A 23,868-nucleotide genomic window follows, 5' to 3' on the forward strand; every position below is an offset into this window, starting at 1 on the left:
TTGACACAACAAAGGGCTATCGCCAAACGGTAAGGCAACGGACTCTGACTCCGTCATTTCAAGGTTCGAATCCTTGTAGCCCTGCTCATGAAAACACCACAGCAGCGTGGTGTTTTTTTACTTTACAGGAAATTGCTTTCCTGTAAAGTAAAAAACGATCTGCGAGGATGCGCACCGCGGCGTATAAGGTAGATGTCGCAAGCAGCTGCCGCAGGCGCGAGAATGTGCCCAGGCACATTCTTTTTAATAGCCAGGCATTTACAAGGAGGACACATCTATGTATTCCATGAAAAGCAGAGTAAGATATAGTGAAGCAGACAGCGGACAGAAGATGACATTTCAGGCATTGACTAATTATCTGCAGGATTGTTGTATATTCCAGTCAGAGGATCTTGGAATTGGCGTGGACTATTTGAAGGAGCATGCACAGGCATGGTTTTTGGCATCCTGGCAGATTGTGGTAGAACGGCTGCCGGTTCTTGGAGAAAAAATAACAGTAAAGACCTGGCCATATAACTTTAAAGGTTTTTATGGTTATCGTAATTTTACCATAGAGGATGCTGAGGGAAAAATCTGTGCTTATGCGGATTCCCAGTGGATTTTTATGGATTTAAAGAGGGAAAGACCGGCACGGATTTCTGATAAGATGTTAGAAGAATATCAGATGGAAGAACCTTTCAAAATGGACTATGCGGACAGAAAGATAAAACTTCCGGAGAAAATGCAGGAAAAGGAAAGCTTTCAGATTCGCCCGGAGCAGATTGATACCAATCATCATGTAAATAATGAACAGTATATTGCCATGGCAAAGAATTATCTGCCTGAGAATTTTAATATCCATAAAATGCGGGCAGAATACCGGAAAGCAGCAGTATTAGGAGACAAGGTATTCCCATTTGTATATGCAGATGATAAAATGTATCTGGTATCACTGGCGGATGAAGAGCAGAAGCCATATGCCATTGTAGAATTTGAACAATAGAAAGCAGGAAAATATGAATCTTGGAGAAAAACAGGAACTGACAGCAGTAAAGAAAGTTGAATTTGGAATGTATCTGGCAGAAAATCCGGAGGATGAGACCAGAGTGCTTTTGCCGGCAAAACAGGTGCCGGAGGGACTTTGCATTGGAGATAAAGTAGAAATCTTTTTATACCGGGATTCCAAAGACCGCCTGATTGCAACCACCCATGAACCGAAATTGGTACTGGGACAGCTTGCAGTGCTTCCGGTATTGGAAGTTGGTAAAATAGGAGCATTTTTAGACTGGGGACTGGAAAAGGATTTATTCCTTCCTTATAAGGAGATGACCCGCAAGGTAAATGCCGGGGATGAAGTCATGGTAACTTTATATATTGATAAGAGCCGCAGACTTTGTGCCAGCATGAAGAATCTTTATGACCTTTTAAGCAAAGATTCTCCATATAAAGCAGGGGATGAAGTAGAAGCAAGAATCTATGAATTCAGTGATAATTTTGGAACCTTTGCGGCGGTGGATGATAAATATTCTGCAATGATTTCCAAGCATGAGGACAGCAGCCATCTTCGGATAGGGGATGTAATTGCTGCCAGGGTAGTCAATGTAAAACCGGATGGCAAACTGGATATTACCCTTCGGGAAAAAGCTTACCTTCAGATGGACAGCGATGCACAGAAGGTAATGGAAGTGATAGATTCCTATGCCGGTGTACTGCCATTTACAGAAAAGGCATCACCGGAAGTAATCATGAGGGAAACCGGACTTAGCAAGGCAGCATTCAAGCGTGCTATAGGCAGACTCTATAAGGAGAGAAAGATAACCCTCAGCGAGCATGCAATCCGTAAAAACAGTTAATTTACGCGAGCAGCCAGAAAAACCGCATGTTTGCATGCAGATTTGGCGAGCACTGCGAATAGTTATTATTTAAATAAAGAAAGAAGGAACGAGACATGAAGAAAGTAATCGCAACAGAAAAAGCACCGGCAGCAATCGGACCATATTCACAGGCAATTGAAGTAAATGGAATGGTATATACTTCTGGTATTATTCCCGTTGTACCGGCAACCGGCGAGATTCCGGAAGGCTCTGTAGCACAGGCAAAACAGGCGCTGACCAACCTTTCCAATCTTTTAGAAGCAGCGGGCACAAATATGGACAAAGTGGTTAAGACGACGGTATTCATCAAAGAGATGAATGATTTCGCAGCAATTAATGAGGTTTATAAGACATTCTTTACCACCGATTTCCCGGCAAGAAGCTGCGTAGAAGTAGCACGTCTTCCAAAAGACGTTATGCTTGAAGTCGAAGCAATCGCAATGAAATAAGACAAGGAAACATAGAAAAAGACCGGAAATCTTAAAGTCTCCCTGAAGGAAGAAAAAGGTTCCGGTCTTTTGCGTTGCAATGTATTGTCTTGCAAAACCATACAGTGGATTTAAACGGAGACATCAAAGTTCCCGCCAACAGCAGGATTTACAGACAATTCCATGGCACGAATCAGGCTGTCACTCATACTCTGACTGACATCCAGCTGGTTACTCAGCATTGCAACTCCAATCGCTTCGCTGGTTGGAGTAGAGGCACTGTTGAGTGCGCTTAAAGCAGTATTGTTTAATGCTGCAATATCCATATCAGTCACATCCTTTCTGCTTTGATATGTACTTTCATTATGGCATGGCAGATTAGAAAAAGCAAGGAAACATTCATATATTTTGGAAAAGGTGGTATACTTATCCTGCTGAAGAAATGGAGGAACCATAACATGTATGATGTGATTATAATAGGAAGCGGTCCTGCGGGGCTGTCAGCAGCAATTTATGCAGGAAGAGCAAAATTTGATACACTTATAATAGAAGAAAAACCTATGAGTGGAGGTCAGATTGTCAATACCAGTGAGGTGGACAACTATCCGGGACTGCCGGGAGTTGGTGGATTTGAACTGGCGCAGAAGATGCGTGAACATGCCCAAAAGAGCGGTGTAACCTTTGCAAAAGAACAGGTTGTATCGGTGGAGAATAAGCAGGAAAAGAAACTTGTAACAACAAATCAGAAACAGTATGAAGCAAAAGCAGTAATCATTGCATCAGGAGCATCTTACCGGAAGCTTGGGGTACCGGGGGAGGAAAGACTTACCGGTATGGGAGTTTCGTATTGTGCTACCTGCGATGGAGCATTTTTCCGGAATCGGACTGTTGCGGTGGCAGGCGGTGGTGATGTTGCGTTAGAGGATGCACTCTTTTTGGCAAGAGGTTGTGAAAAAGTATACCTCATTCACCGGAGAGACAGTTTCCGTGGCGCAAAAGTGTTGGCGGAGCAGGTGCAGACAAATGAAAAAATTGAAATATTATATGATACCGTAGTAGAGGAAATCTGCGGGGAAGGAATGGTAGAGAAAATCAAAATATTAAATAAGAAGACACAGGAAGAAAAAATGCTTCCGGTAAATGGCATTTTTGTTGCTGTGGGAATGGCACCGAATACCGTAAAAGTAATACCGGATCTGGCATTGGATGATACAGGATATATCAAAGCCGGAGAGGATGGAAGGAGCAGTGTGCCTGGCATATATGCAGTGGGAGATGTCAGAACCAAGCAGCTGCGTCAGGTGGTAACTGCAGTAGCAGATGGCGCCAATGCCATTGCTTCTATGGAAAGTGATGGAGCAATTTCGTAAAAGAATGGAAAGAATGATGTAAAAAAAAGCGGGAATTTTAGGTTGACATGATAGATTAGCTGCGCTATAATGACTCTGTAATAAATGTAATAAATTTGTAACAAATCGTTAGGTTTGGAGGTTTTTATGTATAAGAAAGCGTTAAGATTAACAGCCTGCGGACTCGCAAGCGCATTATTAATCACTGGAAGCAATACAACAACATATGCAGCACCAGTCGCAGGTGTTACTTCAGCAATGGAAGTGGGGGCTTCCAATGACACATTAGTAGCAGGTTTTTCTTTGACATTCAGCAATTATATGGCAAGCAGTGAGCTTGTAGCAAAGGCGAATGTGGCAACTGCACAGAATAATGACACACCTGTTGTTACAGAAGGGGATGCAGCACAGCAGGATACAGCAGAAGAGGCACAGCCGGCAGAAGAAGATCCGTTCGCAAATGTGGCAATTGCACAGGTTGATAACTATGTAAATATCAGAAGCGAAGCATCAGAAGACAGTGAGGTGCTTGGTAAGCTTTATAATAATTCAGCAGCAACCGTCCAGCAGACCGTAGATGGCTGGTATCAGATTACTTCTGGTACCGTTACCGGTTACGTTAAGAGTGAATATGTAGTAGTCGGCAACGAAGAACTGGCCCGTTCCGTCGGACGTCGTGTAGCAACTGTAAATGAAGATGCAGTTACTTTATTTGTGAGAACAGAGCCTTCTACCGATTCTAAGAAACTTGGAATGGTTGCAGGACTGGATGATTTGACAGTTACAGACGAGTCTGTAGATGGATGGGTAAAAGTTTCCATCGAAGAGGGCGAGGGATATGTATCCGCTGATTATGTAACATTATCTACTGAATTCGTTCAGGCAGAATCCAAAGAAGAAGAAGCCGCAAGACTTGCAAAAGAAGAGGCTGAAAGAAAAGCAGCAGAAGAAGCCGCAAAGAAAGCAGCAGAAAAATCTTCTAAGAGCAGCAGCTCATCCTCCAGTACATCTGGTGGTACATCTACATACAATGCACCATCCGGATCTGATGGAGCAGCAGTTGCAAACTTCGCAAGCCAGTTCGTTGGTAATCCATATGTAGCAGGTGGAACAAGCTTAACAAACGGAGCAGACTGTTCCGGATTTGTAATGAGTGTGTATGCACAGTTTGGAGTATCATTACCACATTCTTCAGGAGCAATGAGAGGCTGCGGATATGAAGTTGGTACAGACCAGATGCAGCCGGGCGATATCGTATGCTACAGCGGACATGTTGCAATTTATGTTGGTAACAACACAATCGTACATGCCAGCACACCATCTTCTGGAATCAAATTTACATCACCGATTGACTATAAGCCAGTTCTTTCCGTAAGACGTATTTTCTAGGATGTCCGGATTTGATTTACGCGAGTAGCGAGAAAAATCGCATGCTTGCATGCAGATTTGGCGAGCACCGCGATAACTCGAGAAACTCGCAAAGCGTGTTTCTTGTAGTTTATGGTAAAATTAAGGATGAAATAATATTGAAAAAGATAAACAGGGACTGTTGCGGTTGCAACAGTCCTTTTTTTGCTTTACAGGAAATTGCTTTCCTGTAAAGTAAAAAACGTTCCGCGAGGATGCACACTGCAGGTAGACATTTGGAAAAAAGCAGATATAAAAATTTGATACGTTATTAAAAAATATTCTATTTTTATCTGGAAAAACTGCAATTATAATAAAATCAGCTAATAAAGTGGCGGAGGCGCATTATTATAGAATGAAAGGAAAGGCAGGTTACCACAGATGGAATATACAGCATCAGAACAAAGATATGAAACCATGAAATACAGAAGAGTAGGAAAGAGCGGATTGTTGTTTCCAATATTGTCCCTTGGTTTCTGGCATAATTTTGGAACCAATGATAATTATGAGAACATGAAGGCGATGTGTTTTACGGCATTTGACCATGGAATCACACAGTTTGACCTGGCAAATAATTATGGCCCGGAATATGGCAGTGCAGAGAGTAATCTTGGCAGGATCATGCGGGAAGAACTGCATGCCTACCGCGATGAATTGTTAATTACAACGAAAGCAGGTTTTGATATGTGGCCGGGACCTTATGGGGATCATGGCAGCAGGAAGTATCTGATTGCGAGCTTAGACCAGAGCTTAAAACGTATGGGACTTGAATATGTGGACATTTTTTATCATCACAGAATGGATCCGGATACGCCATTGGAAGAAACCATGCTGGCATTAGACCAGATTGTAAGAAGCGGAAAAGCACTATATGTAGGAATCTCTAATTACGATGGAGAACATATGAAACAGGCGGCTGAAATCTTAGAAGATTTAAAGTGCCCTTTTGTGATAAACCAGAACCGCTATAATATCTTTGACCGTACGGTAGAGAATAATGGCTTACTGGAAGCTGCAAAAGAGAAGGGGAAAGGTGTGATTGCATTTTCTCCACTTGCACAGGGAATGCTGACGGATAAATATCTCAATGGAATCCCTGAGGACAGCCGGATTAAAAGAGATGGCAGATTCCTTCATGCATCCGACCTTACGGAAACAAGAATGCAGCAGATTAAGAGCCTGAATGAAATCGCAAAGCGCCGTGGACAGACACTGGCACAGATGGCATTAAGCTGGATATTAAGGGATGAGACGGTAGCAAGTGTTCTGATTGGCGCATCCCGTCCACAGCAGATATTAGATAATTTAAAGATTGTAGATGCACCGGCATTTACCACGGAAGAGTTAGAAGAAATCGAAGCTGTCTGCAGAGCCTGAATCCTGGACGCAGATGCAGTTTTAGAAAAAAGAATAGAAGGAATTGTTCATACAATTTTCTAATCAAAATAGTTATGTGAACGAATATGATATTATGTAAATATACATATGTGGAAGAGGGACTATTTTGAAAAGTGGAAAAGAAATTCATTTGACGGAAAAGAAGTGTAAATTGCAATCAGACAATTTTACACTTCTTTTTTGAAAATATACAATATGCACAAAAAAGAAAAGAACGTCGAAAAAAAGTGCTGGAAATTATAAAAAAGTCCCAAAAGTTATCCACATCGAAAAATGTGGAAATATCGAAAAAAAGGAGTTATACACCAAGTTATACACATTATCCACAGAAAAAAGGAGAAAAATATAGGTTTACATAGCAAAAAATAAGAACGGATGTTTTGTGAACAAATGATAAAGTTGATAACTTTTCAAAAAAATATACAAAATCTATTGACATTGCAATATTGAAAAAATCATATAAAATTGTCTGAAAATGTCAGTTTATTTACAAAGGTGTAAAAAGACAATCGGAGAAAATAATTACAGAAAATTTGCACAATGGTTGAAAAAAACAGGAGCTTTTGCTATACTACTTGCATAAAAGCGCATGAAAATGCACAGAATAAGACAGGTGTAAGATGTTAAAGAAAATCGATATACTGGGAATAGAAGTAGATAATTATACAGTCCGTGAAGCAATGATGCAGGTAGAAAATTATCTGGATAACACGGTAATGAATACCATAGAGACCATAGATATGAAGATGCTAGAACTGGCAGGACGGGATGAAACAGTACGGGCGTGCATGGAACAGCTGGATCTTGCGGTAATCGGAGAGAAGGAGATTCTGATTGCGGCAGATGTTCATTCCAGCCAGCGGATCAGTGAGACAATCAATCATGATTTTTTCAGGGAATTCATCAAGCGGATTATCCGTAACCATAAGAGAGTATTTTTGTTGGCAGAAACCATTGCTCAGGAAGAACAGCTGGAGCATTTCCTTGTAGGAAAATACGAACAGATTGAGGTGGCAGGTCATTGTGCGATAGAGGAAAAGTCCAATGACTTTGAAAGTGTGGTAAATGAGATTAACAGTGCCAGTGCAGATGTTATTTTTTCCATTCTGCCGTCTCCGTTACAGGAACAGTTTTTGACAGAAAATAAAAGCAAACTGGATGCTAAAATATGGTATGGGTTGAGCAGTGATTATGCACCGCGTTCCCGTATCAGCAGAATATCCCAGATAGCGGGCAGATTGATTCATAAGAAGAAACTGCAGAGCAAATTACACAAATATAATAAAGATTAAAGGAAACGGATGGTTATGGGTCTGGGATATAAAAGACCGGCCATAGTGGATTATTTGTGTATGACAGCAGGAACCTGCCTTATGGGTATAGCAATTCAGTCCATCTATGACCCGGTAGGAATGGTTGTTGGTGGATTTACCGGAGTTGCAATTCTCATCAGACAACTGACAGTAAAATGGATTCCCGGAGGAATTCCGTTATGGTTTACGAACCTGGCGTTGAATCTTCCGGTTTTTTTATGCGCATGGAGAAGAAAGGGAAAGAAATTTTTGTGGCGGGCATTATATGGAATGGTAATGCTGTCTTTCTGGCTTCTGGTACTGCCTCACTGGAATATAGCCCAGGATGATTATATGCTGGCAGCTATTTATGGCGGATGCATCTCCGGAGCGGGAATCGGTCTGGTTCTGGTGACGAAGTCCTCTACTGGAGGGACAGATATGGTAGCCACTTTATTACAGCGTTTTCTTAAACAATATACCATTGCACAGATTATGCTGGTGTTAGATGGTATTATTGTGTTAAGCGGAATGTTTTTCTTTGGAGTAAAGCCGGCGTTATATGCTGTGGTGGCAATTTTTATAACAACGGAAGTATCGGATGCAATTATGGAAGGTATCAAATATTCCAAGGCGGCGTATATCATTACGGAAGATGCCGCTGAAGTGGCAGATGCACTGATGCACCGGATGAACCGCGGTGTTACGGCGATTCATGCAAAGGGAATGTATTCCGGAAATGAGAAGGACATACTCTTTTGTGCAGTGTCGAAAAAGGAAATTGTAGAGTTAAAAGAGATAGTAATGGAACTTGACTCGAAAGCTTTTGTAATTGTGACGGATGCCCGGGAAGTGCTGGGAGAAGGTTTTTTGGAATATTAGCATAAAAATATTCACATTTCCTCTTTATTTTTTTGACGTTTTGCATTAAAATAAGATTCAAAGAGTTTTATCTTTCACAAAAGGATGCGAATTTTTTGTGAAAGTTGTCCAGTAACTGGGGCGATATTGATAAGAGAAGGAGAAAAAAGTATGATTTCAAATCAGATACTTCAAAACACAATTGACGGTTTGAAAGGGATTACAAGAGTGGATATGTGCATTATCGATACTGAGGGGAAAGTATTGGCAACCACATTTCCCGATGCAGATAATTATATCAATCCTGCATTGGCATTTGTAGAATCTCCGGCAGACAGTCAGGTGATTCAGGGATGCCAGTTCTTTAAAGTTTTTGATGATCATCAGATAGAATATGTTTTACTGGCAAATGGTGACAGTGATGATGTGTATATGGTGGGAAAAATTGCCGGTTTCCAGATTCAGAATCTTCTGGTAGCATATAAGGAACGGTTTGATAAGGACAACTTTATTAAGAATCTTTTATTGGATAATCTTCTTTTAGTAGATATTTATAACCGTGCGAAGAAGCTTCATATTGAGACGGAAGTACGCCGCGTGGTATATGTTGTAGAAACCAACCGGGAAAAGGACGGAAATGAACTGGAAAAAGTACGCAGTATCTTTGGCGGCAAGTCCAAGGATTTTGTGACAGCGGTAGATGAGAAAAATATCATTGTGGTAAAAGAACTTGCAGAAAATGAGACCTATGAGGATTTGGAGAAAACGGCAGAAGTTATCTTAAATCTGTTCAAGGCAGATGAAGACTGCGAGGCTTATATCGCATATGGTACCGTAGTAAATGAGATTAAGGAAGTATCCCGTTCTTATAAAGAAGCCCGAATGGCATTGGATGTAGGAAAGATATTCTTTGAAGAGAAGAATATTATTGCGTATTCTGCACTGGGAATTGGACGTCTGATTTATCAGCTCCCGATTCCACTTTGCAAAATGTTTATCAAAGAGATTTTCGATGGAAAATCTCCGGATGATTTTGATGAAGAAACACTTACTACCATCAATAAATTCTTTGAAAACAGCCTGAACGTTTCAGAAACATCCAGACAGTTATACATACACAGAAATACACTGGTATACCGTCTGGATAAACTGCAGAAAAGTACAGGCTTAGATCTTCGGGTATTTGAAGATGCCATTACATTTAAAATTGCGTTAATGGTAGTAAAATACATGAAATATATGGAGACATTGGATTACTAAGCAGTAGTTTTAGGAGGAACACATGATTAAGCTTGAACATGTAAGCAAGTCATATTCGGCAGGAATACCGGCATTAAATGATATCAGTCTTAATATAGAAGAAGGGGAATTTGTTTTTATCGTTGGAAACAGCGGCTCCGGAAAGTCAACACTGATTAAATTATTGTTAAAAGAATTAGAGCCGACCAAAGGGGTTATTACGATTAACAACCGTAATTTAAATGCAATCCGGAGAAAACAGATACCGAAATATCGGCGTAATGTGGGTGTTGTGTTCCAGGATTTCCGCCTTTTAAAAGACAGAAATGTATATGAGAATGTAGCATTTGCCCAGAAGGTAATAGGTACTCCGGCAAGGCTCATAAGAAGCAGTGTACCGACCATGTTATCTATGGTAGGGCTGGCTGCCAAATATAAATCTTATCCAAAACAGTTGTCCGGTGGAGAACAGCAGAGGGTTGCCATTGCAAGAGCACTGGTAAATCAGCCGAAGATTCTTCTGGCAGATGAGCCGACCGGTAATCTTGATAACCATAATGCATGGGAAATCATGAAGCTCTTAGAGGAGATTAACCAGAAGGGAACGACAGTAGTCGTTGTTACACATAATCTTGAGATTGTCAAGGCAATGAAGAAACGTGTAATCACAATGAAGAAAGGCGTCATTATCAGTGACGAGAAAGGTGATTGCAGCGATGAGGATTAGTTCGTTTTTCTATTCAATAAAACAGGGTATCAAGAATATCTGGCGTAACAAAATGTTTTCAGTAGCATCTATTGCGACCATGTGTGCCTGTATCTTTTTGTTTGGACTTTTCTATTCGATTGTAGAAAACTTCCAGTCAATGGTAAAAGAGGCAGAGGAAGGCGTTGCAGTATCTGTTTTCTTTAATGAGGGAATCTCGCAGGAACAGATAGATGAGATTGGTAATAAAATTAGTAAGCGTGTGGAAGTTGCCAGCTATGAATTTATTTCCGCAGATGAAGCGTGGGAAAGGTGTAAAGAGACATATTTTGGTGGCTCAGAAGAAGCAGCAGAGGGATTTGCGGAGAATCCACTTGCTAATTCTGCCAGTTATGAAATTTATATGAAAGATGTTTCCATGCAGGATGCACTGGTTACATATTTAGAGTCCTTAGATGGCGTAAGGGAAGTGCATCATTCTGCAGTGGTGGCAAATACATTGTCTGATTTTAATAAACTGATTGCGTATGTTTCCGGAGGCATTATCTTAATCCTGCTTGCGGTTGCTATCTTCTTAATCAGTAATACCGTTACAGTTGGCATCTCGGTACGAAGAGAAGAGATTGCGATTATGAAGCTGATTGGAGCTACGGATTCTTTTGTGCGGGCACCATTTGTAGTAGAGGGTGTGCTGATTGGACTTCTGGGTTCTGCATTGCCACTGATTCTGCTTTACTTCATGTATGGCAAGATTATAGTATATGTAGCGGACAAATTCAGCTTTTTAGATAATATTATGAATTTTATTCCGGTTGCAGAACTGTTTCACAGTCTGGTTCCAATTTCACTGCTGTTGGGAGTGGGAATTGGATTTGTTGGCAGCCGGCTGACTATTAAGAAGCATTTGAAAGTATAAGGACAAAGGGTATCGCCTGTGTACTGGGGCAGTCACAGGGATACCCTGTTTTGAATATATAAAAGGTGATGAGAATAAGATGAAGATACGAAGAAAAGTAACAACCGCAATACTGACAGCTGTGATGTTACTTTCTCCGGTGATGGAGATATCTGCCAGCAGCCTGTCTGATGCACAGAAGGAAAAAGAAAATTTAGAGAAGCAGTTAGAGGAGGCCCAAGGTGTCATTGATGGGCTGAAAGATTCCAAGGCTGATATTCAGACGAAGGTAAAGGAATTAGATCAGCAGCTTACAAGCATTTCTCTTGAAATTACCAATACACAGGCACAGTTAGAGGAAAAGAGTGCCGAGATTACAGACACCCAGAGCGAATTAGAGGATGCCCAGGCGGATGTGGCAAGCCAGGCAGAAGCTATGAGCAAAAGGATTCAGTTCATGTATGAAAATAGTGGAAAAATGTCATATCTGGAAGCTTTTTTTCGATCCGGCAGTATGACAGAATTTTTGAATCAGGCAGAATATATCCGGCAGATTTCAGAATATGATAGAGATATGCTGCAGCAGTACAATGACAGTGTACAGACCGTGGCAGATGCCAAGGAACAGTTAGAACAGCAATATACAGAGCTGGAAGAATTGAAGGCACAGGTAGAATCCCAGCAGCAGACCGTGCAGGCTCTGATGGATGCCAAGGAAGACGAACTGGATAAGGTAAAGAGTGACATTACGGTGGCACAGTCGGATGCAGATGCAGTACAGGCAGAGATTGATGCACAGAATGAAATTATTGCGCAGATTCAGGCAGAGGAAGCCAGAAAAAAAGCGGAAGAAGAGAAACGAAGACAGGAAGCAGAGGAAAATGGAACTACTCCGGATACGACTCCCGGAGATGTATACGGTGGCGGGGCTTTTGTATGGCCGTGTCCGAGCAGTACCAGGGTAACCAGTGATTACGGAACGCGATTATCTCCGACCCAGGGAGCATCCTCTAATCATAAGGGACTGGATATTGGGGCAAGCTATGGTGCGAGTATTGTGGCGGCGGCAGATGGAACGGTTTCCTATGCAGGCTATAATAATGGAATGGGCAACTATGTAATGATCAGCCACGGCAGCGGGCTATATACAGTATATGGGCATGCTTCGGCACTTTTGGTATCCACCGGTGATAAAGTCACGGCGGGACAGACGATAGCCCAGGTAGGAAGTACCGGTATATCTACTGGAAATCATTTACATTTTGGCGTATCCTTAAATGGAAGCTATGTAAGCCCATGGAATTATCTGAGTAAATAGTAAAAGAGGAAGAAAGATGGACGAAATAAGGGAAGAGACAAATTCAGCAGAAGCAATCAGGCAGGAAATAAAGGAAAAGAGAAGAACTTACTGGCGTGGTGCGATTACCGGTGCTGCTTCGGTCATGGCGGTATTGCTGATTGTATTATTGATTGGTATTTACAGTGGTGCTGTGGTAATTGGTGGAAAAGGTGGAACAGGAGGCAGCCAGACGGTAACAGCATCAGATGGTGATCTGCTTTCAAAGGATGTCATCAATAAGCTTGACAATCTGGCAGACCAGATTAATGCAGATTATTATGAAGATGTGGATCAGGAAGACTTGATTAACGGAATGTATAAAGGCTTGTTTGAGGGGATCGGAGACCCGTACAGTGAGTATTATACCCCGGAAGAATATGAAGATATCATGATATCCACCCATGCAAATTATTATGGAATCGGAGCAGGACTTACCCAGGATAAGAATACCATGGAAGTATCCGTTACCCATATTTATGATAATTCTCCGGCACAGGAAGCAGGATTAAAAGAAGGCGATAAGATAGTCAAGGTAGATGATATTGAAGCCACTTCTATGGAACTATCGGAACTGGTAACCAACATCCGTGGCGAAGAGGGAACCACCGTTCATCTGGTAATTGAAAGAGAAGGGGAATCAGAAAATCTGGAATTTGATGTGTCCCGTGCCAAAGTAGATATTCCAACAGTAGCTTATAAAATGTTAGAAAACAATATCGGATATATACAGGTATCTGAATTTGCAGAGAATACACCAACCCAGTTTTCGGATGCAATTACAGATTTACAGGGTCAGGGTATGGAGAAGCTGGTTATTGATTTACGTGATAATGGCGGCGGAATGGTAGTATCCTGTCAGCAGATGCTGGATATGATTCTTCCGGAAGGAACCGTTGTTTATACGGAAGATAAATATGGCAACCGTCAGGATTATACTTCTGATGCAGAGCATTATCTTGATATGCCGATTGCAGTATTAGTCAATGGCAATTCCGCCAGTGCATCCGAGATATTTGCAGGAGCCATCCGGGATTTTGATTATGGAACACTGATTGGAACCACAACCTTTGGAAAAGGCATTGTGCAGAATATCATGCAGTTAAAGGATGGCAGTGCCATTAAGCTTACGGTAGCAAAATATTATACACCAAACGGTGATAACATCCATGGAACCGGAATTACACCGGATGTTGAAATTGAATATGAGTACACCGGAGATACCGAGGGTACTTATGATGAGATGCAGGATAATCAGATATTAAAAGCCATTGAAGTATTGAACGGAGAAGAATAATGAAGATGAATGACGAAGAGAAGAAAAAACTTATCATTCGCTATGTGGTGGCAGTAATTCTTTTGGTAGTTACCATTCTCGTACTTAAGGGGATGTATCAGGATGCGGAAGAGCATGACAATGCACAGAATACAGAAATTACAACAGAGATAAATCATGAGTGAATTAAATGAAAAGATTCGGCAGCAGTTAATGGAATGGGCAGAACCGGATTTTGGCACCTTTTCCGCCGGATTGATTCCGGGGGAAAAACATGTGCTTGGAGTAAGGCTGCCATTACTTCGTTCTTATGCAAAAGAATTAGCAAAAGGAGACTGGCAGACTTACCTTTCACAGGCATCGGATGATTCCATGGAAGAGACCATGTTACAGGGCATGACCTTAGGCTATGTGAAAAGTGATTTCGCAGGAATCCGTCCGTATCTTGATGCCTTTCTTCCAAAGATTAAGAACTGGTCGGTATGTGACAGCACCTGTGCAAGTTTAAAAATTGCCAGAAAAGAGCCGGGGGCAGTTTTAGAATATTTACTGCCTTATCTTCGCAGTGACGAAGAATTTTTCATCCGGTTTGGCGTTGTGATGTTATTAGATCATTTTATTACGGAAGACTATATCGACCTTGTCTTAGAAGAGGTGGATAAGATTCATCAGGAAGCCTATTATGTGAAAATGGCAGTAGCCTGGAATTTGTCTGTGTGTTTTGTGAAGTTCCGGGATAAAACACTTTCCTATCTCAGGACAAATCATCTGGATGACTGGACTTACAATAAGACGATACAGAAAATCAGGGAATCCTATCGCGTGACCAAAGAGGATAAGGAAATGCTCTTAAAAATGAAACGGAAAGCAGAAAAATAGACTTTTCAACCAATATTAAGGAAAATATAATTGATTCGAAGCCGGGAAACCACTATAATGTTTATAGTGGTTTTTCTTACTTTACAGGAAATTGCTTTCCTGTAAAGCGAAAAAACGCTCCGCGGGGATGCGCACTGCGGCGTATAAGGTAAATGTCGCAAGCGACCGCGCAGGCGCGAGAATGTGCCAAGGCACATTCTTTGTTATACAGAAAATCATAAGAATATAAGAAAGTTGGTGATACTGTGGTTGAATTGGACGCATACCGATACAAATTGGGAACCTATAAGGCTCCACTGCAGGAAGTGAGGGATTCACTTTGACTTAGCAGATAAGTCAAAAAAAATCGAAGAATTGGAACGGGAGATGGAAGCACCAGATTTCTGGAATGATGCAGAAGTGTCCCAGCAGAAGATGAAGGAGTTAAAAAGCTATAAGGATGACGTGGCAGTCTGTGCACAGCTGGAAGAGAAACTTTCCGACATTGAAACACTGATTGCGATGGGAGATGAAGAGAATGATGTTTCTCTGATTCCGGAAATCGAAGAAGAGATAAAGGAATACGAAGAAGCGTTTGAAAAGATTCGGATCAAAACCCTGTTATCCGGAGAATATGATAAAGACAATGCAATTGTATCCTTACATGCAGGAGCAGGCGGAACAGAATCCTGTGACTGGGCATCCATGCTATACCGCATGTATACAAGATGGGCATCCGATAAAGGATTTGCCATTGAAGTACTGGATTCCTTAGATGGAGATGAAGCAGGAATCAAATCCATTACCTTTCAGGTAAACGGAGAAAATGCTTACGGTTATCTGAAATCAGAAAAAGGCGTACACCGTCTGGTGCGGATTTCACCGTTTAATGCGGCAGGAAAGCGTCAGACCTCCTTTGTATCATGTGATGTGATGCCGGATATAGAAGAAGACATTGATATTGAAGTAAAGGATGAAGATATAAGGATTGATACCTACCGTTCCAGCGGAGCCGGTGGACAGCATATCAATAAGACATCTTCAGCAATCCGGATTACCCATTTTCCGACGGGAATTGTAGTAACCTGCCAGAATGAGCGTTCCCAGCACATGAATAAAGACAAGGCAATGCAGATGTTAAAATCCAAGCTGTATTTATTGAAACAGCAGGAAAATGCAGATAAAGCAGCAGATATCCGTGGCGAAGTCACAGAAATTGGCTGGGGAAATCAGATACGCTCCTACGTATTGCAGCCGTATACTATGGTAAAAGATACCAGAACCGGCGTAGAGACGGGAAATACAGATGCAGTATTAGATGGAGATATTGATATTTTCATTAATGGATATTTAAAGTGGCTGTCACTGGGCTGTCCGGAGAAGATGGGAGAGTAAGATGGAAAAAGTAATCATACCACTGGTCATTATTCTTGTCATTGTGGGAGTGATAGCAGGCGTGTTTTTCTATGTGAAAAATAAAGTAAGAAAATTTTCGCAGGATCTCTTTGGAACAGATTCTTTAGTGGAAGGCTGGAAGAAACAGGAAGAGGAGCTGTCTGTGACACCATGTTCCGTATCCGGAATGACAAGATTATTAGAACCACAGATACAGCGGGATTTCCCGGAATTTAACTGGGTGCAGTTTAAAAATAAGGCAGAAGATGCATTGAAATTGTCATTGATGGCAATTTCCGCACATAGTATAGGAAGGGCAGAGAGCCTGTCGGAAGCACTTAAAGAAGAAGTGGCAGCAAGAATTGAGCAGAATCAGACAGCAGGTGTAAATGAGGTATATGAACGTATCCGTGTTCATCAGACTGAGATTGCCAGATATGAAAAACAAAAGGGAAAATGCATTATTACACTACAGAGTGCAGTGGAGCATATTCACTATAAAGAAAAAGACGGAAAACTGATTTCCGGTAAAAAAGATTTGTTAGAACAGACCAAGTACAACATGGAACTGATGTATATCCAGGATGAGAGCAAAGTCAGTGCTGATAAAGGGGTAGGACTTACCTGCCCGCACTGCGGTGCTCCGGTTACATCTCTTGGAGCGAAATACTGTGAGTTCTGTGGCAGTGAAGTAATACCAATCAATATGCAGGTTTGGTCTCTGCAGCATTTTTACGAAGTTACATACCAAAAGGTGTAATGAAAGTATATAACATAAGAAAACAGGAGGTTTGTTATGGGTTTAATTAAAGCAGTAGCACAGGCAGTTGGAGGAAGTTTTGCAGATCAGTGGTTAGAGGTAATCGAGCCGGATGATATGGGAGATCAGACCGTCTTTACCAGAGGTGTGTTGATTCGCCGTGGACAGAATACAAAGGGAACTGATGATACCGTATCTAATGGTTCCATCATCCATGTATATGATAATCAGTTTATGATGTTAGTAGATGGTGGAAAAATCGTAGACTATACTGCAGAGCCGGGATATTACAAAGTAGATAATTCTTCTTTACCATCCCTGTTTAATGGACAGTTAAAGGATACTTTAAAAGATTCCTTCGCACGTATCAAATTTGGTGGTCAGACACCGGATAAACAGAAGGTATTTTTTATAAATCTTCAGGAAATCAAGGGAATCAAATTCGGAACAAGAAATCCGATCAACTATTTTGATAATTTCTACAATGCAGAATTGTTCCTGCGTGCACACGGAACTTATTCCATTAAGATTGTAGACCCGATTCGTTTCTATGCAGAAGCAATTCCAAGAAACAAAGACAGGGTAGAAATCACAGATATCAATGAACAGTATATCTCTGAATTCTTAGAAGCATTACAGACATCCATCAACCAGTTATCTGCAGATGGTGTCCGCATTTCCTATGTATCATCCAAGGGACGCGAGCTGAGTAAATACATGTCAGAAACTCTTGATGAGGAATGGAACCAGATGCGTGGTATGGAGATTCAGGCAGTAGGTATTGCAAGCATCTCTTACGACGAGGAATCCACTAACCTTATCAATCTGCGCAACAAAGGTGCAATGATGGGTAGTGACCCGAATGTAATGCGTGGTATTGCTGTTGGAAATATTACGGAAGGTATCCGTGATGCAGGTTCTAATGCAGCGGGTGCAATGACCGGATTTATGGGTGTTGGAATGGGAATGAATGCATTCAACAGCAGCATGGACAGCTTAAATCAGATGACTGCAGGTATGCAGCAGAATCAGCAGATGAATAATGGAGCACAGATGGCAGGCGGAGCAGCAGGCGTGCAGCAGGCAGCACCGGCTCAACAGGCAGCTCCGGCACAGCAGGCAGCAGCACCGGCAGGCAATGAGTGGACCTGTGAATGCGGAACAACAAATACCGGAAAATTCTGCTGTAACTGTGGAAAACCGGCTCCTGCACCGGCAGTAAAGACAGACTGGACCTGTGAGTGTGGAGCGGTAAATACCGGAAAATTCTGTACTAACTGCGGAAAACCGGCTCCGGCAGCAGACTGGACCTGCGAATGTGGAGCAGTAAATACCGGAAAATTCTGCAGCAATTGTGGAAAACAGAGACCATAATGGAGGAAGGAGCACTGCATGTCAGTAATTAGTTTTAAGTGCCCGAATTGTGATGGCGAACTGATTTTTGACCCTGCTTCTGGCGCATATAAATGCGAATATTGTGGCTCAAAATTTACACAGGAAGAACTGGATGCCATGAAGCCGGCGGAGGAACAGGAAAAACCTGCCGGCAGCATGGATGGAAGCCAGGCTTCTGAGAATACAGACGGAACACAGGAAGAGAAGAAGACAGAGGAAGAAGCAGTCATTTATACCTGCCCGAGCTGTGGTGCGCAGATTGTAACAGATGCAACCACGGCGGCAACCTTCTGCTATTATTGCCACAATCCGGTAGTGCTTTCCGGAAGATTATCCGGAAACTATATGCCGAATAAGGTCATTCCGTTTGCAATTGACCGTAAAGAAGCAGAAAAACGTTTTATGGAATATGTAGGCAGGAAAAAGTTTGTTCCAAAGGCATTTTTCAATAAGAAACAAATTGATAAATTATCCGGTGTATACTTTCCGTTCTGGATTTATGATACCAGGATGAACGGTAATCTTTCGGCAGAGGCAACCCGTGTCCGGGTATGGCGTTCCGGAGATGAAGAATATACCGAGACAAAATTCTATGAAGTAGAACGTGGCGGAGATGTATCTCTTTCCAATCTGGAACTGAATGCATTACAGAAAGCTAACAAAGAGCTGGTAGAGGGTGTACTGCCATATCAGTTTGACAAGATGAAGGATTTCTCCATGGGGTATCTTTCCGGCTTCCAGGCAGAGAAGCGTGATATTGAAAAAGAAGGCGTAGCCGAGGAGGCAAGACGAGAGACAAAGGATTATGCAACCAGGCTCTTGCGGGAAAGCGTATCCGGCTACGACGGTGTGAAGGTACATAACTGCGGATTTTCTAATGGCAGTGAGAACTGGAATTATGTGCTTCTTCCAATCTGGACCATCACCTATCGTGCCAATAACGGCAAGATGTATTACTATTCCATGAATGGACAGACCGGAAAAGTATGTGGAGAACTTCCGGTAGATTATAAGAAGCTGACTCTGGTTAGTGGAATCATATCAGCAGCAGTGCTGGTACTTGGATTGTTAGGAGGGCTGCTGATATGGTAAAGAAAAAGATAATCGTACCATTACTGCTTTTATGCAGTATGTTATTTGCTGTTCCTGTTATGGCATCAGAGCCAAAAGCAGCCTTCGTCTATGATGATGCAGAGCTTTTTGACCAGAGTGAAGCAGATTCCATCAGTGAAAAAATCAGCGATTTTTCCAGTGAGACCGGCTGGGAAATTTATGCATTTACCACAGAGGATGCGCAGGGGTATACTTCCCAGGAGTATGGAGAGAATACCTTTGACCAGTATGCCACCGGCATGGATGGCGTTGCTTTTGTCATTGACATGGATAACCGTGAAATCGCAGTGGTTCATTTTGGAGAAGCAAACCGCTATTATACGGATGAAAGAGTAGAAAGTATTCTGGATGAAGGCTTCAATTATATGGGAGATGCAGAGTATGCAGATGCCATGGAGGCAATGATTGATGAGGCAGAATATTATTACGGACAGGGTGTGCCTTCTGGTCAGTATAATTACGATGAAGAAACCGGGGAATATGATTACTACGAGAAAAATACGCTGACCTGGTTTGAAATCCTGATTACCTTACTGGTGGCATTGGGTATCGGTGGTGCATTCTGTGGAATCACCATTGGAAAATATCGCCTGCATTTTGATAAGTACAAATATGATTATCACAAGAACAGCCATGTAAATCTTACAAACCGTACTGACCGTTTTGTAAATCAGGTAGTAACCCATCGTCATATCCAGAGGGAATCTTCTGGTGGTGGAAGTGGTTCCGGCAGAACAACAGTACATACCGGAGCAGGAGGACGAAGCACCGGAGGCGGAAGCCGTAAATTCTAAGAGCTTTCGGATAAGGAAATCAAATATAAAAATTCGTCAATTTACCCATATGGAATCCGAAAAAGGTTCCATATGGGTACTTTTGTATAAAAAAGAGAAATTTACTTGTAATGGCTGTATATATGTGCTATCATCTTTCTGGTGAGAACAGTTGTGTTTGTACCACAAACAGTCGGAGGGGAATATGGCAGAGAATACGAAGTATTTTGTGTTGAAAGAGAAGGCTGTACCGGAGGTATTGCTGAAAGTAGTGGAAGCGAAACGTCTTTTAGAATCCGGACGCGTAACATCTGTACAGGAAGCAGCCGAGCAGGTAGATATCAGCCGGAGTTCATTTTATAAGTATAAAGATGATATTTTTCCATTTCACGACAATGCGAAGGGGAGAACAATTACGATGGTAATCCAGCTGGATGATACGCCGGGATTATTATCAACCGTCTTGAATATTGTGGCAGAGTTTCATGCCAACATATTAACTATCCACCAGTCCATACCGGTAAACGGGATTGCATCCCTGACACTGAGTATTGATATTCTGCCGGAGACAGGAGATTTGTCACAGATGGTAGATAAGATTGAAGGACAGGATGGAATACATTATCTGAAAATATTAGCCAGGGAGTGAAATAACAATGAAAGCAGCAGTAATGGGATATGGAACAATTGGTTCCGGAGTAGTAGAAGTATTAAACATTAATCATGACAGCATTGCAAAACGTGCAGGCGAAGCAATCGAAGTAAAATATGTTTTGGATTTACGGGATTTCCCGGGAGACCCGATTCAGGATAAAATCGTGCATGATTACAAAGTAATTGCAGAAGACCCTGAAATTGGCATGGTAGTTGAGACAATGGGCGGTGTAGAACCAGCATATACTTTTGTCCGTGCCATGTTAGAGGCAGGAAAGCATGTAACAACTTCAAATAAGGCATTAGTAGCAGAGAAAGGTGCAGAACTGATTGCACTTGCCAAAGAGAAAAATGTGAATTTCCTGTTTGAAGCCAGCGTAGGAGGCGGTATCCCGATTATCCGCCCATTAAATTCCTGCCTGACTGCAGATGTAATCGAAGAGATTACCGGTATCTTAAATGGAACGACCAACTATATGCTTACCAAGATGAGTGTAGAGGGTTCTGAATTTGCAGATGTATTAAAGGATGCACAGGATAAAGGATATGCAGAGAAAGATCCGACTGCCGATGTAGAAGGCTTTGATGCATGCCGTAAGATTGCAATCTTAACTTCTTTAGTATGCGGACAACAGGTAGACTTCAATGACATTCATACGGAAGGAATTACCAAAATCAGTGCAACAGATATCAAATATGCAAAAGCAATGGGTAAAGCCATTAAATTACTGGCAACCAGCCGTAAAGTAGGAGACAGCTATTGTGCAATGGTATCTCCGTGTATGCTTCCACAGGAGCATCCACTGTATCCGGTGAATGATGTATTTAATGCAATTTTTGTACATGGTAATGTATTAGGAGATGCAATGTTCTACGGAAGTGGAGCAGGAAAACTTCCAACCGCCAGTGCTGTTGTGGCTGATATGGTTGAAATTGCAAAATTCAAAGACACCAACCTTCCAATGGAATGGAGACCGGAGAAATTAGAGCTTGCAGATTATAAGATGGTAACCAACCGTTTCTTTGTCCGTACCAAAGCAGACGAAGCAGCAGTAAAGAATGCATTCGGAGCAGTTGAGTTTGTTGCAGCAGAAGGTGTAAACGGCGAACTTGGATTTGTAACAGAAGAAATGACAGAAGCAGCATATGAAGAGAAAGCAGCAAAGCTTGCTGATATTCTTCAGATGATTCGTGTAAAATAGTTGCGAAAAACCCTTCTGGAAATTATAATTGTACTAAGGGTATAAATATAGTTTCAGGAGGGTATTTTTATGTCAAAATTTATTATGGCGTTAGACGCCGGAACCACCAGCAACCGGTGTATTCTCTTTAATGAAGACGGTGAAATCTGCAGTATGGCACAAAAAGAATTCCGTCAGATGTTTCCAAATCCAGGATGGGTAGAACATGATGCCAATGAGATATGGTCGACGCAGCTTGGGGTAGCAGTAGAGGCAATGTCTAAGATTGGTGCTACGGCAGCAGATATTGCAGCCATTGGAATCACCAACCAGAGAGAGACAGCAATTGTATGGAACAAAGAGACCGGAGAGCCGGTTTATAATGCGATAGTCTGGCAGTGCCGCCGGACCGCTGATATTGCAGATGCGTTAAAGAAAAAGGGGTTGGAAGATTCCTATCGTAAGAAAACAGGATTGATTATTGATGCCTATTTTTCGGCAACGAAAATCAAGTGGATTTTAGATAATGTGAAGGGTGCAAGAAAATTAGCGGAAGAAGGAAAGCTGCTCTTTGGAACGGTAGAGACCTGGCTGATCTGGAAACTGACGAAAGGGGAAGCACATGTAACCGATTATTCCAATGCGTCAAGAACCATGCTTTTTAATATAAACACATTAACCTGGGATAAAGATATTCTGGCAGAGCTTGATATTCCGGAGAGCATGCTGCCAAAGCCGATGCCGTCAAGCTGTGTATATGGTTATACAGACCCGGCATATTTTGGAAGTGCGATACCGATTGCCGGTGCAGCAGGAGATCAGCAGGCAGCTTTGTTCGGACAGACCTGCTTTTCCGAAGGAGAAGCGAAGAATACATATGGTACAGGCTGTTTCCTTTTGATGAATACAGGAGAACGTCCGGTATTTTCAGAAAACGGACTGGTCACCACCATTGCCTGGGGGCTGGATGGCAAAGTAAATTATGCACTGGAAGGCTCTATCTTTGTGGCAGGTGCGGCAATCCAGTGGCTGCGTGATGGTATGCGTCTCATTGACTCTGCATCGGATTCAGAGTATATGGCGACCAAAGTAAAAGGAACTCATGGCTGTTATGTGGTTCCGGCATTTACCGGACTGGGTGCACCATATTGGGATCAGTATGCAAGAGGAACAATTGTAGGAATTACCAGAGGAACCAATAAGAATCATATCATCCGGGCAACTCTGGAATCTATTGCTTATCAGGTGGAAGGAGTTATCTCTGCCATGGAAGCGGATGCTGGAATCGAAATCCGTTCCTTAAATGTAGATGGAGGAGCCAGTGCTAATAATTTCCTGATGCAGTTCCAGTCAGACATGATACAGGCACCGGTCAATCGTCCGGCATGTGTAGAGACAACAGCAAAGGGTGCAGCATATCTGGCAGGACTTGCAGTAGACTACTGGAAGACCAAAGAAGATGTGATAAAGAACCAGCAGATAGAGCGGGTATTCCATCCACAGATGGAAGAGGAAGAGAGACAGAAAAAATTAAAAGGCTGGAAGAAGGCAGTAAAATATGCCTTTGGATGGGCAAAAGATACAGAAGAAGAGGAAGAGGCGTAAGCCACTTCCTCTTCTTCACTTTACAGGAAATTGCTTTCCTGTAAAGTAAAAAACGCTCCGCGAGGATGCGCACTGCGGCGTATAAGGTAGATGT

24 protein-coding genes and 1 tRNA gene are annotated in these 23,868 nt (G+C 42.1%); 24 read left to right on the forward strand and 1 reads right to left on the reverse strand.

The window, feature by feature from the left end:
- Positions 1 to 12 precede the first annotated feature (12 nt).
- The 4 genes from LKD41_RS09470 (at position 13) to LKD41_RS09485 (ending at position 2,302) form a co-directional block, all read left to right on the forward strand.
- A tRNA-Gln gene (locus LKD41_RS09470) sits at positions 13 to 84 on the forward strand.
- A 193-nt stretch (positions 85 to 277) separates the two neighbouring features.
- On the forward strand, positions 278 to 982 hold the full coding sequence (locus LKD41_RS09475; protein ID WP_118057107.1) for an acyl-[acyl-carrier-protein] thioesterase: 705 nt from the start codon (positions 278 to 280) through the stop codon (positions 980 to 982).
- A gap of 13 nt (positions 983 to 995) precedes the next feature.
- A complete protein-coding gene (locus LKD41_RS09480) occupies positions 996 to 1,832 on the forward strand; it encodes a CvfB family protein (protein ID WP_117842228.1) in 837 nt (278 codons plus the stop codon).
- Between the two features lie 95 nt (positions 1,833 to 1,927).
- Positions 1,928 to 2,302 carry a RidA family protein gene (locus tag LKD41_RS09485; protein WP_227701034.1) on the forward strand — a complete coding sequence of 125 codons (375 nt, stop codon included), beginning with the start codon at positions 1,928 to 1,930 and terminating at the stop codon, positions 2,300 to 2,302.
- Positions 2,303 to 2,412: 110 nt separating this feature from the next.
- Here LKD41_RS09485 and LKD41_RS09490 read toward each other — a convergent pair whose 3' ends face one another.
- Positions 2,413 to 2,607 carry a YjfB family protein gene (locus LKD41_RS09490; RefSeq protein ID WP_022243568.1) on the reverse strand — a complete coding sequence of 65 codons (195 nt, stop codon included), beginning with the start codon at positions 2,605 to 2,607 and terminating at the stop codon, positions 2,413 to 2,415.
- A gap of 132 nt (positions 2,608 to 2,739) precedes the next feature.
- Here LKD41_RS09490 and trxB point away from each other — a divergent pair, with 132 nt between their 5' ends.
- From trxB to glpK, 20 genes are all read left to right on the forward strand, one after another.
- Positions 2,740 to 3,651 (forward strand): thioredoxin-disulfide reductase, encoded by a 912-nt coding sequence (gene trxB, locus LKD41_RS09495; protein ID WP_431978795.1) that lies wholly within the window; start codon positions 2,740 to 2,742, stop codon positions 3,649 to 3,651.
- A gap of 126 nt (positions 3,652 to 3,777) precedes the next feature.
- A complete protein-coding gene (locus tag LKD41_RS09500) occupies positions 3,778 to 5,019 on the forward strand; it encodes a C40 family peptidase (protein ID WP_227701035.1) in 1,242 nt (413 codons plus the stop codon).
- A 399-nt stretch (positions 5,020 to 5,418) separates the two neighbouring features.
- Positions 5,419 to 6,414, forward strand: a complete 996-nt coding sequence (gene mgrA / locus LKD41_RS09505) for an L-glyceraldehyde 3-phosphate reductase (RefSeq protein WP_227701036.1) — start codon at positions 5,419 to 5,421, stop codon at positions 6,412 to 6,414.
- A 641-nt stretch (positions 6,415 to 7,055) separates the two neighbouring features.
- On the forward strand, positions 7,056 to 7,727 hold the full coding sequence (locus LKD41_RS09510; protein WP_022243564.1) for a WecB/TagA/CpsF family glycosyltransferase: 672 nt from the start codon (positions 7,056 to 7,058) through the stop codon (positions 7,725 to 7,727).
- Positions 7,728 to 7,787: 60 nt separating this feature from the next.
- Entirely contained in the window at positions 7,788 to 8,609 is an 822-nt protein-coding gene (locus LKD41_RS09515) for a YitT family protein (protein ID WP_331470912.1), read from the forward strand.
- 150 nt (positions 8,610 to 8,759) lie between these two features.
- Complete coding sequence (locus tag LKD41_RS09520) at positions 8,760 to 9,848, forward strand: PucR family transcriptional regulator (RefSeq protein ID WP_117696702.1); 1,089 nt, start codon at positions 8,760 to 8,762, stop codon at positions 9,846 to 9,848.
- A 22-nt stretch (positions 9,849 to 9,870) separates the two neighbouring features.
- Positions 9,871 to 10,554 (forward strand): cell division ATP-binding protein FtsE, encoded by a 684-nt coding sequence (ftsE, locus tag LKD41_RS09525; protein ID WP_022243561.1) that lies wholly within the window; start codon positions 9,871 to 9,873, stop codon positions 10,552 to 10,554.
- Positions 10,544 to 11,449: a permease-like cell division protein FtsX gene (gene ftsX, locus LKD41_RS09530; protein WP_117842235.1), complete on the forward strand. Its 906-nt coding sequence runs from the start codon at positions 10,544 to 10,546 to the stop codon at positions 11,447 to 11,449. Before ftsE ends, ftsX begins: the two co-directional genes overlap by 11 nt.
- Positions 11,450 to 11,528: 79 nt before the next feature.
- Positions 11,529 to 12,746 carry a murein hydrolase activator EnvC family protein gene (locus tag LKD41_RS09535; protein WP_022243559.1) on the forward strand — a complete coding sequence of 406 codons (1,218 nt, stop codon included), beginning with the start codon at positions 11,529 to 11,531 and terminating at the stop codon, positions 12,744 to 12,746.
- Positions 12,747 to 12,762: 16 nt separating this feature from the next.
- On the forward strand, positions 12,763 to 14,061 hold the full coding sequence (locus tag LKD41_RS09540; protein WP_227701038.1) for a S41 family peptidase: 1,299 nt from the start codon (positions 12,763 to 12,765) through the stop codon (positions 14,059 to 14,061).
- Complete coding sequence (locus LKD41_RS09545; RefSeq protein WP_227701039.1) at positions 14,061 to 14,225, forward strand: hypothetical protein; 165 nt, start codon at positions 14,061 to 14,063, stop codon at positions 14,223 to 14,225. Before LKD41_RS09540 ends, LKD41_RS09545 begins: the two co-directional genes overlap by 1 nt.
- On the forward strand, positions 14,218 to 14,919 hold the full coding sequence (locus LKD41_RS09550; RefSeq protein ID WP_227701040.1) for a DNA alkylation repair protein: 702 nt from the start codon (positions 14,218 to 14,220) through the stop codon (positions 14,917 to 14,919). Before LKD41_RS09545 ends, LKD41_RS09550 begins: the two co-directional genes overlap by 8 nt.
- A gap of 245 nt (positions 14,920 to 15,164) precedes the next feature.
- Positions 15,165 to 16,293 (forward strand): peptide chain release factor 2 gene (gene prfB, locus LKD41_RS09555; RefSeq protein ID WP_416906631.1). Its coding sequence is split into 2 segments (ribosomal slippage): positions 15,165 to 15,227 and positions 15,229 to 16,293, totalling 1,128 coding nucleotides; the frame shifts between segments, so codons are not numbered across the junction.
- Between the two features lies 1 nt (position 16,294).
- Positions 16,295 to 17,053, forward strand: coding sequence for a TIM44-like domain-containing protein (locus LKD41_RS09560; RefSeq protein ID WP_022243554.1), 759 nt, complete (start codon positions 16,295 to 16,297; stop codon positions 17,051 to 17,053).
- A 36-nt stretch (positions 17,054 to 17,089) separates the two neighbouring features.
- Positions 17,090 to 18,427, forward strand: coding sequence for an SPFH domain-containing protein (locus tag LKD41_RS09565; protein WP_227701041.1), 1,338 nt, complete (start codon positions 17,090 to 17,092; stop codon positions 18,425 to 18,427).
- Positions 18,428 to 18,445: 18 nt separating this feature from the next.
- The gene (locus tag LKD41_RS09570) at positions 18,446 to 19,540 is read left to right on the forward strand and encodes a TFIIB-type zinc ribbon-containing protein (RefSeq protein ID WP_117947716.1); all 1,095 of its coding nucleotides are present in this window, start codon (positions 18,446 to 18,448) and stop codon (positions 19,538 to 19,540) included.
- The gene (locus LKD41_RS09575) at positions 19,534 to 20,355 is read left to right on the forward strand and encodes a TPM domain-containing protein (RefSeq protein WP_227701042.1); all 822 of its coding nucleotides are present in this window, start codon (positions 19,534 to 19,536) and stop codon (positions 20,353 to 20,355) included. Before LKD41_RS09570 ends, LKD41_RS09575 begins: the two co-directional genes overlap by 7 nt.
- A gap of 184 nt (positions 20,356 to 20,539) precedes the next feature.
- Positions 20,540 to 20,983 carry an ACT domain-containing protein gene (locus tag LKD41_RS09580; RefSeq protein WP_022243550.1) on the forward strand — a complete coding sequence of 148 codons (444 nt, stop codon included), beginning with the start codon at positions 20,540 to 20,542 and terminating at the stop codon, positions 20,981 to 20,983.
- Between the two features lie 7 nt (positions 20,984 to 20,990).
- Positions 20,991 to 22,190, forward strand: a complete 1,200-nt coding sequence (locus LKD41_RS09585; protein WP_022243549.1) for a homoserine dehydrogenase — start codon at positions 20,991 to 20,993, stop codon at positions 22,188 to 22,190.
- A gap of 69 nt (positions 22,191 to 22,259) precedes the next feature.
- Positions 22,260 to 23,774, forward strand: a complete 1,515-nt coding sequence (gene glpK / locus LKD41_RS09590; RefSeq protein ID WP_227701043.1) for a glycerol kinase GlpK — start codon at positions 22,260 to 22,262, stop codon at positions 23,772 to 23,774.
- Positions 23,775 to 23,868: the final 94 nt, after the last annotated feature.

Source organism: Roseburia sp. CLA-AA-H209 (genome assembly GCF_020687575.1).
Lineage (GTDB): Bacteria > Bacillota > Clostridia > Lachnospirales > Lachnospiraceae > Roseburia_C > Roseburia_C amylophila.

Excerpts from the sequence above, each read along its gene's own strand:
- LKD41_RS09520 (WP_117696702.1), top strand. The coding sequence starts at position 8,760 with ATGATTTCAAATCAGATACTTCAAAACACAATTGACGGTTTGAAAGGG.
- LKD41_RS09480 (WP_117842228.1), top strand. The coding sequence starts at position 996 with ATGAATCTTGGAGAAAAACAGGAACTGACAGCAGTAAAGAAAGTTGAA.
- LKD41_RS09570 (WP_117947716.1), top strand. The coding sequence starts at position 18,446 with ATGTCAGTAATTAGTTTTAAGTGCCCGAATTGTGATGGCGAACTGATT.
- LKD41_RS09550 (WP_227701040.1), top strand. The coding sequence starts at position 14,218 with ATGAGTGAATTAAATGAAAAGATTCGGCAGCAGTTAATGGAATGGGCA.
- LKD41_RS09575 (WP_227701042.1), top strand. The coding sequence starts at position 19,534 with ATGGTAAAGAAAAAGATAATCGTACCATTACTGCTTTTATGCAGTATG.
- LKD41_RS09515 (WP_331470912.1), top strand. The coding sequence starts at position 7,788 with ATGACAGCAGGAACCTGCCTTATGGGTATAGCAATTCAGTCCATCTAT.
- trxB (WP_431978795.1), top strand. The coding sequence starts at position 2,740 with ATGTATGATGTGATTATAATAGGAAGCGGTCCTGCGGGGCTGTCAGCA.
- LKD41_RS09540 (WP_227701038.1), top strand. The coding sequence starts at position 12,763 with ATGGACGAAATAAGGGAAGAGACAAATTCAGCAGAAGCAATCAGGCAG.
- ftsX (WP_117842235.1), top strand. The coding sequence starts at position 10,544 with ATGAGGATTAGTTCGTTTTTCTATTCAATAAAACAGGGTATCAAGAAT.
- LKD41_RS09475 (WP_118057107.1), top strand. The coding sequence starts at position 278 with ATGTATTCCATGAAAAGCAGAGTAAGATATAGTGAAGCAGACAGCGGA.
- LKD41_RS09485 (WP_227701034.1), top strand. The coding sequence starts at position 1,928 with ATGAAGAAAGTAATCGCAACAGAAAAAGCACCGGCAGCAATCGGACCA.
- LKD41_RS09560 (WP_022243554.1), top strand. The coding sequence starts at position 16,295 with ATGGAAAAAGTAATCATACCACTGGTCATTATTCTTGTCATTGTGGGA.
- LKD41_RS09545 (WP_227701039.1), top strand. The coding sequence starts at position 14,061 with ATGAAGATGAATGACGAAGAGAAGAAAAAACTTATCATTCGCTATGTG.
- LKD41_RS09490 (WP_022243568.1), bottom strand. The coding sequence starts at position 2,607 with ATGGATATTGCAGCATTAAACAATACTGCTTTAAGCGCACTCAACAGT.
- mgrA (WP_227701036.1), top strand. The coding sequence starts at position 5,419 with ATGGAATATACAGCATCAGAACAAAGATATGAAACCATGAAATACAGA.
- LKD41_RS09510 (WP_022243564.1), top strand. The coding sequence starts at position 7,056 with ATGTTAAAGAAAATCGATATACTGGGAATAGAAGTAGATAATTATACA.
- LKD41_RS09585 (WP_022243549.1), top strand. The coding sequence starts at position 20,991 with ATGAAAGCAGCAGTAATGGGATATGGAACAATTGGTTCCGGAGTAGTA.
- LKD41_RS09580 (WP_022243550.1), top strand. The coding sequence starts at position 20,540 with ATGGCAGAGAATACGAAGTATTTTGTGTTGAAAGAGAAGGCTGTACCG.
- LKD41_RS09565 (WP_227701041.1), top strand. The coding sequence starts at position 17,090 with ATGGGTTTAATTAAAGCAGTAGCACAGGCAGTTGGAGGAAGTTTTGCA.
- ftsE (WP_022243561.1), top strand. The coding sequence starts at position 9,871 with ATGATTAAGCTTGAACATGTAAGCAAGTCATATTCGGCAGGAATACCG.
- LKD41_RS09535 (WP_022243559.1), top strand. The coding sequence starts at position 11,529 with ATGAAGATACGAAGAAAAGTAACAACCGCAATACTGACAGCTGTGATG.
- LKD41_RS09500 (WP_227701035.1), top strand. The coding sequence starts at position 3,778 with ATGTATAAGAAAGCGTTAAGATTAACAGCCTGCGGACTCGCAAGCGCA.
- glpK (WP_227701043.1), top strand. The coding sequence starts at position 22,260 with ATGTCAAAATTTATTATGGCGTTAGACGCCGGAACCACCAGCAACCGG.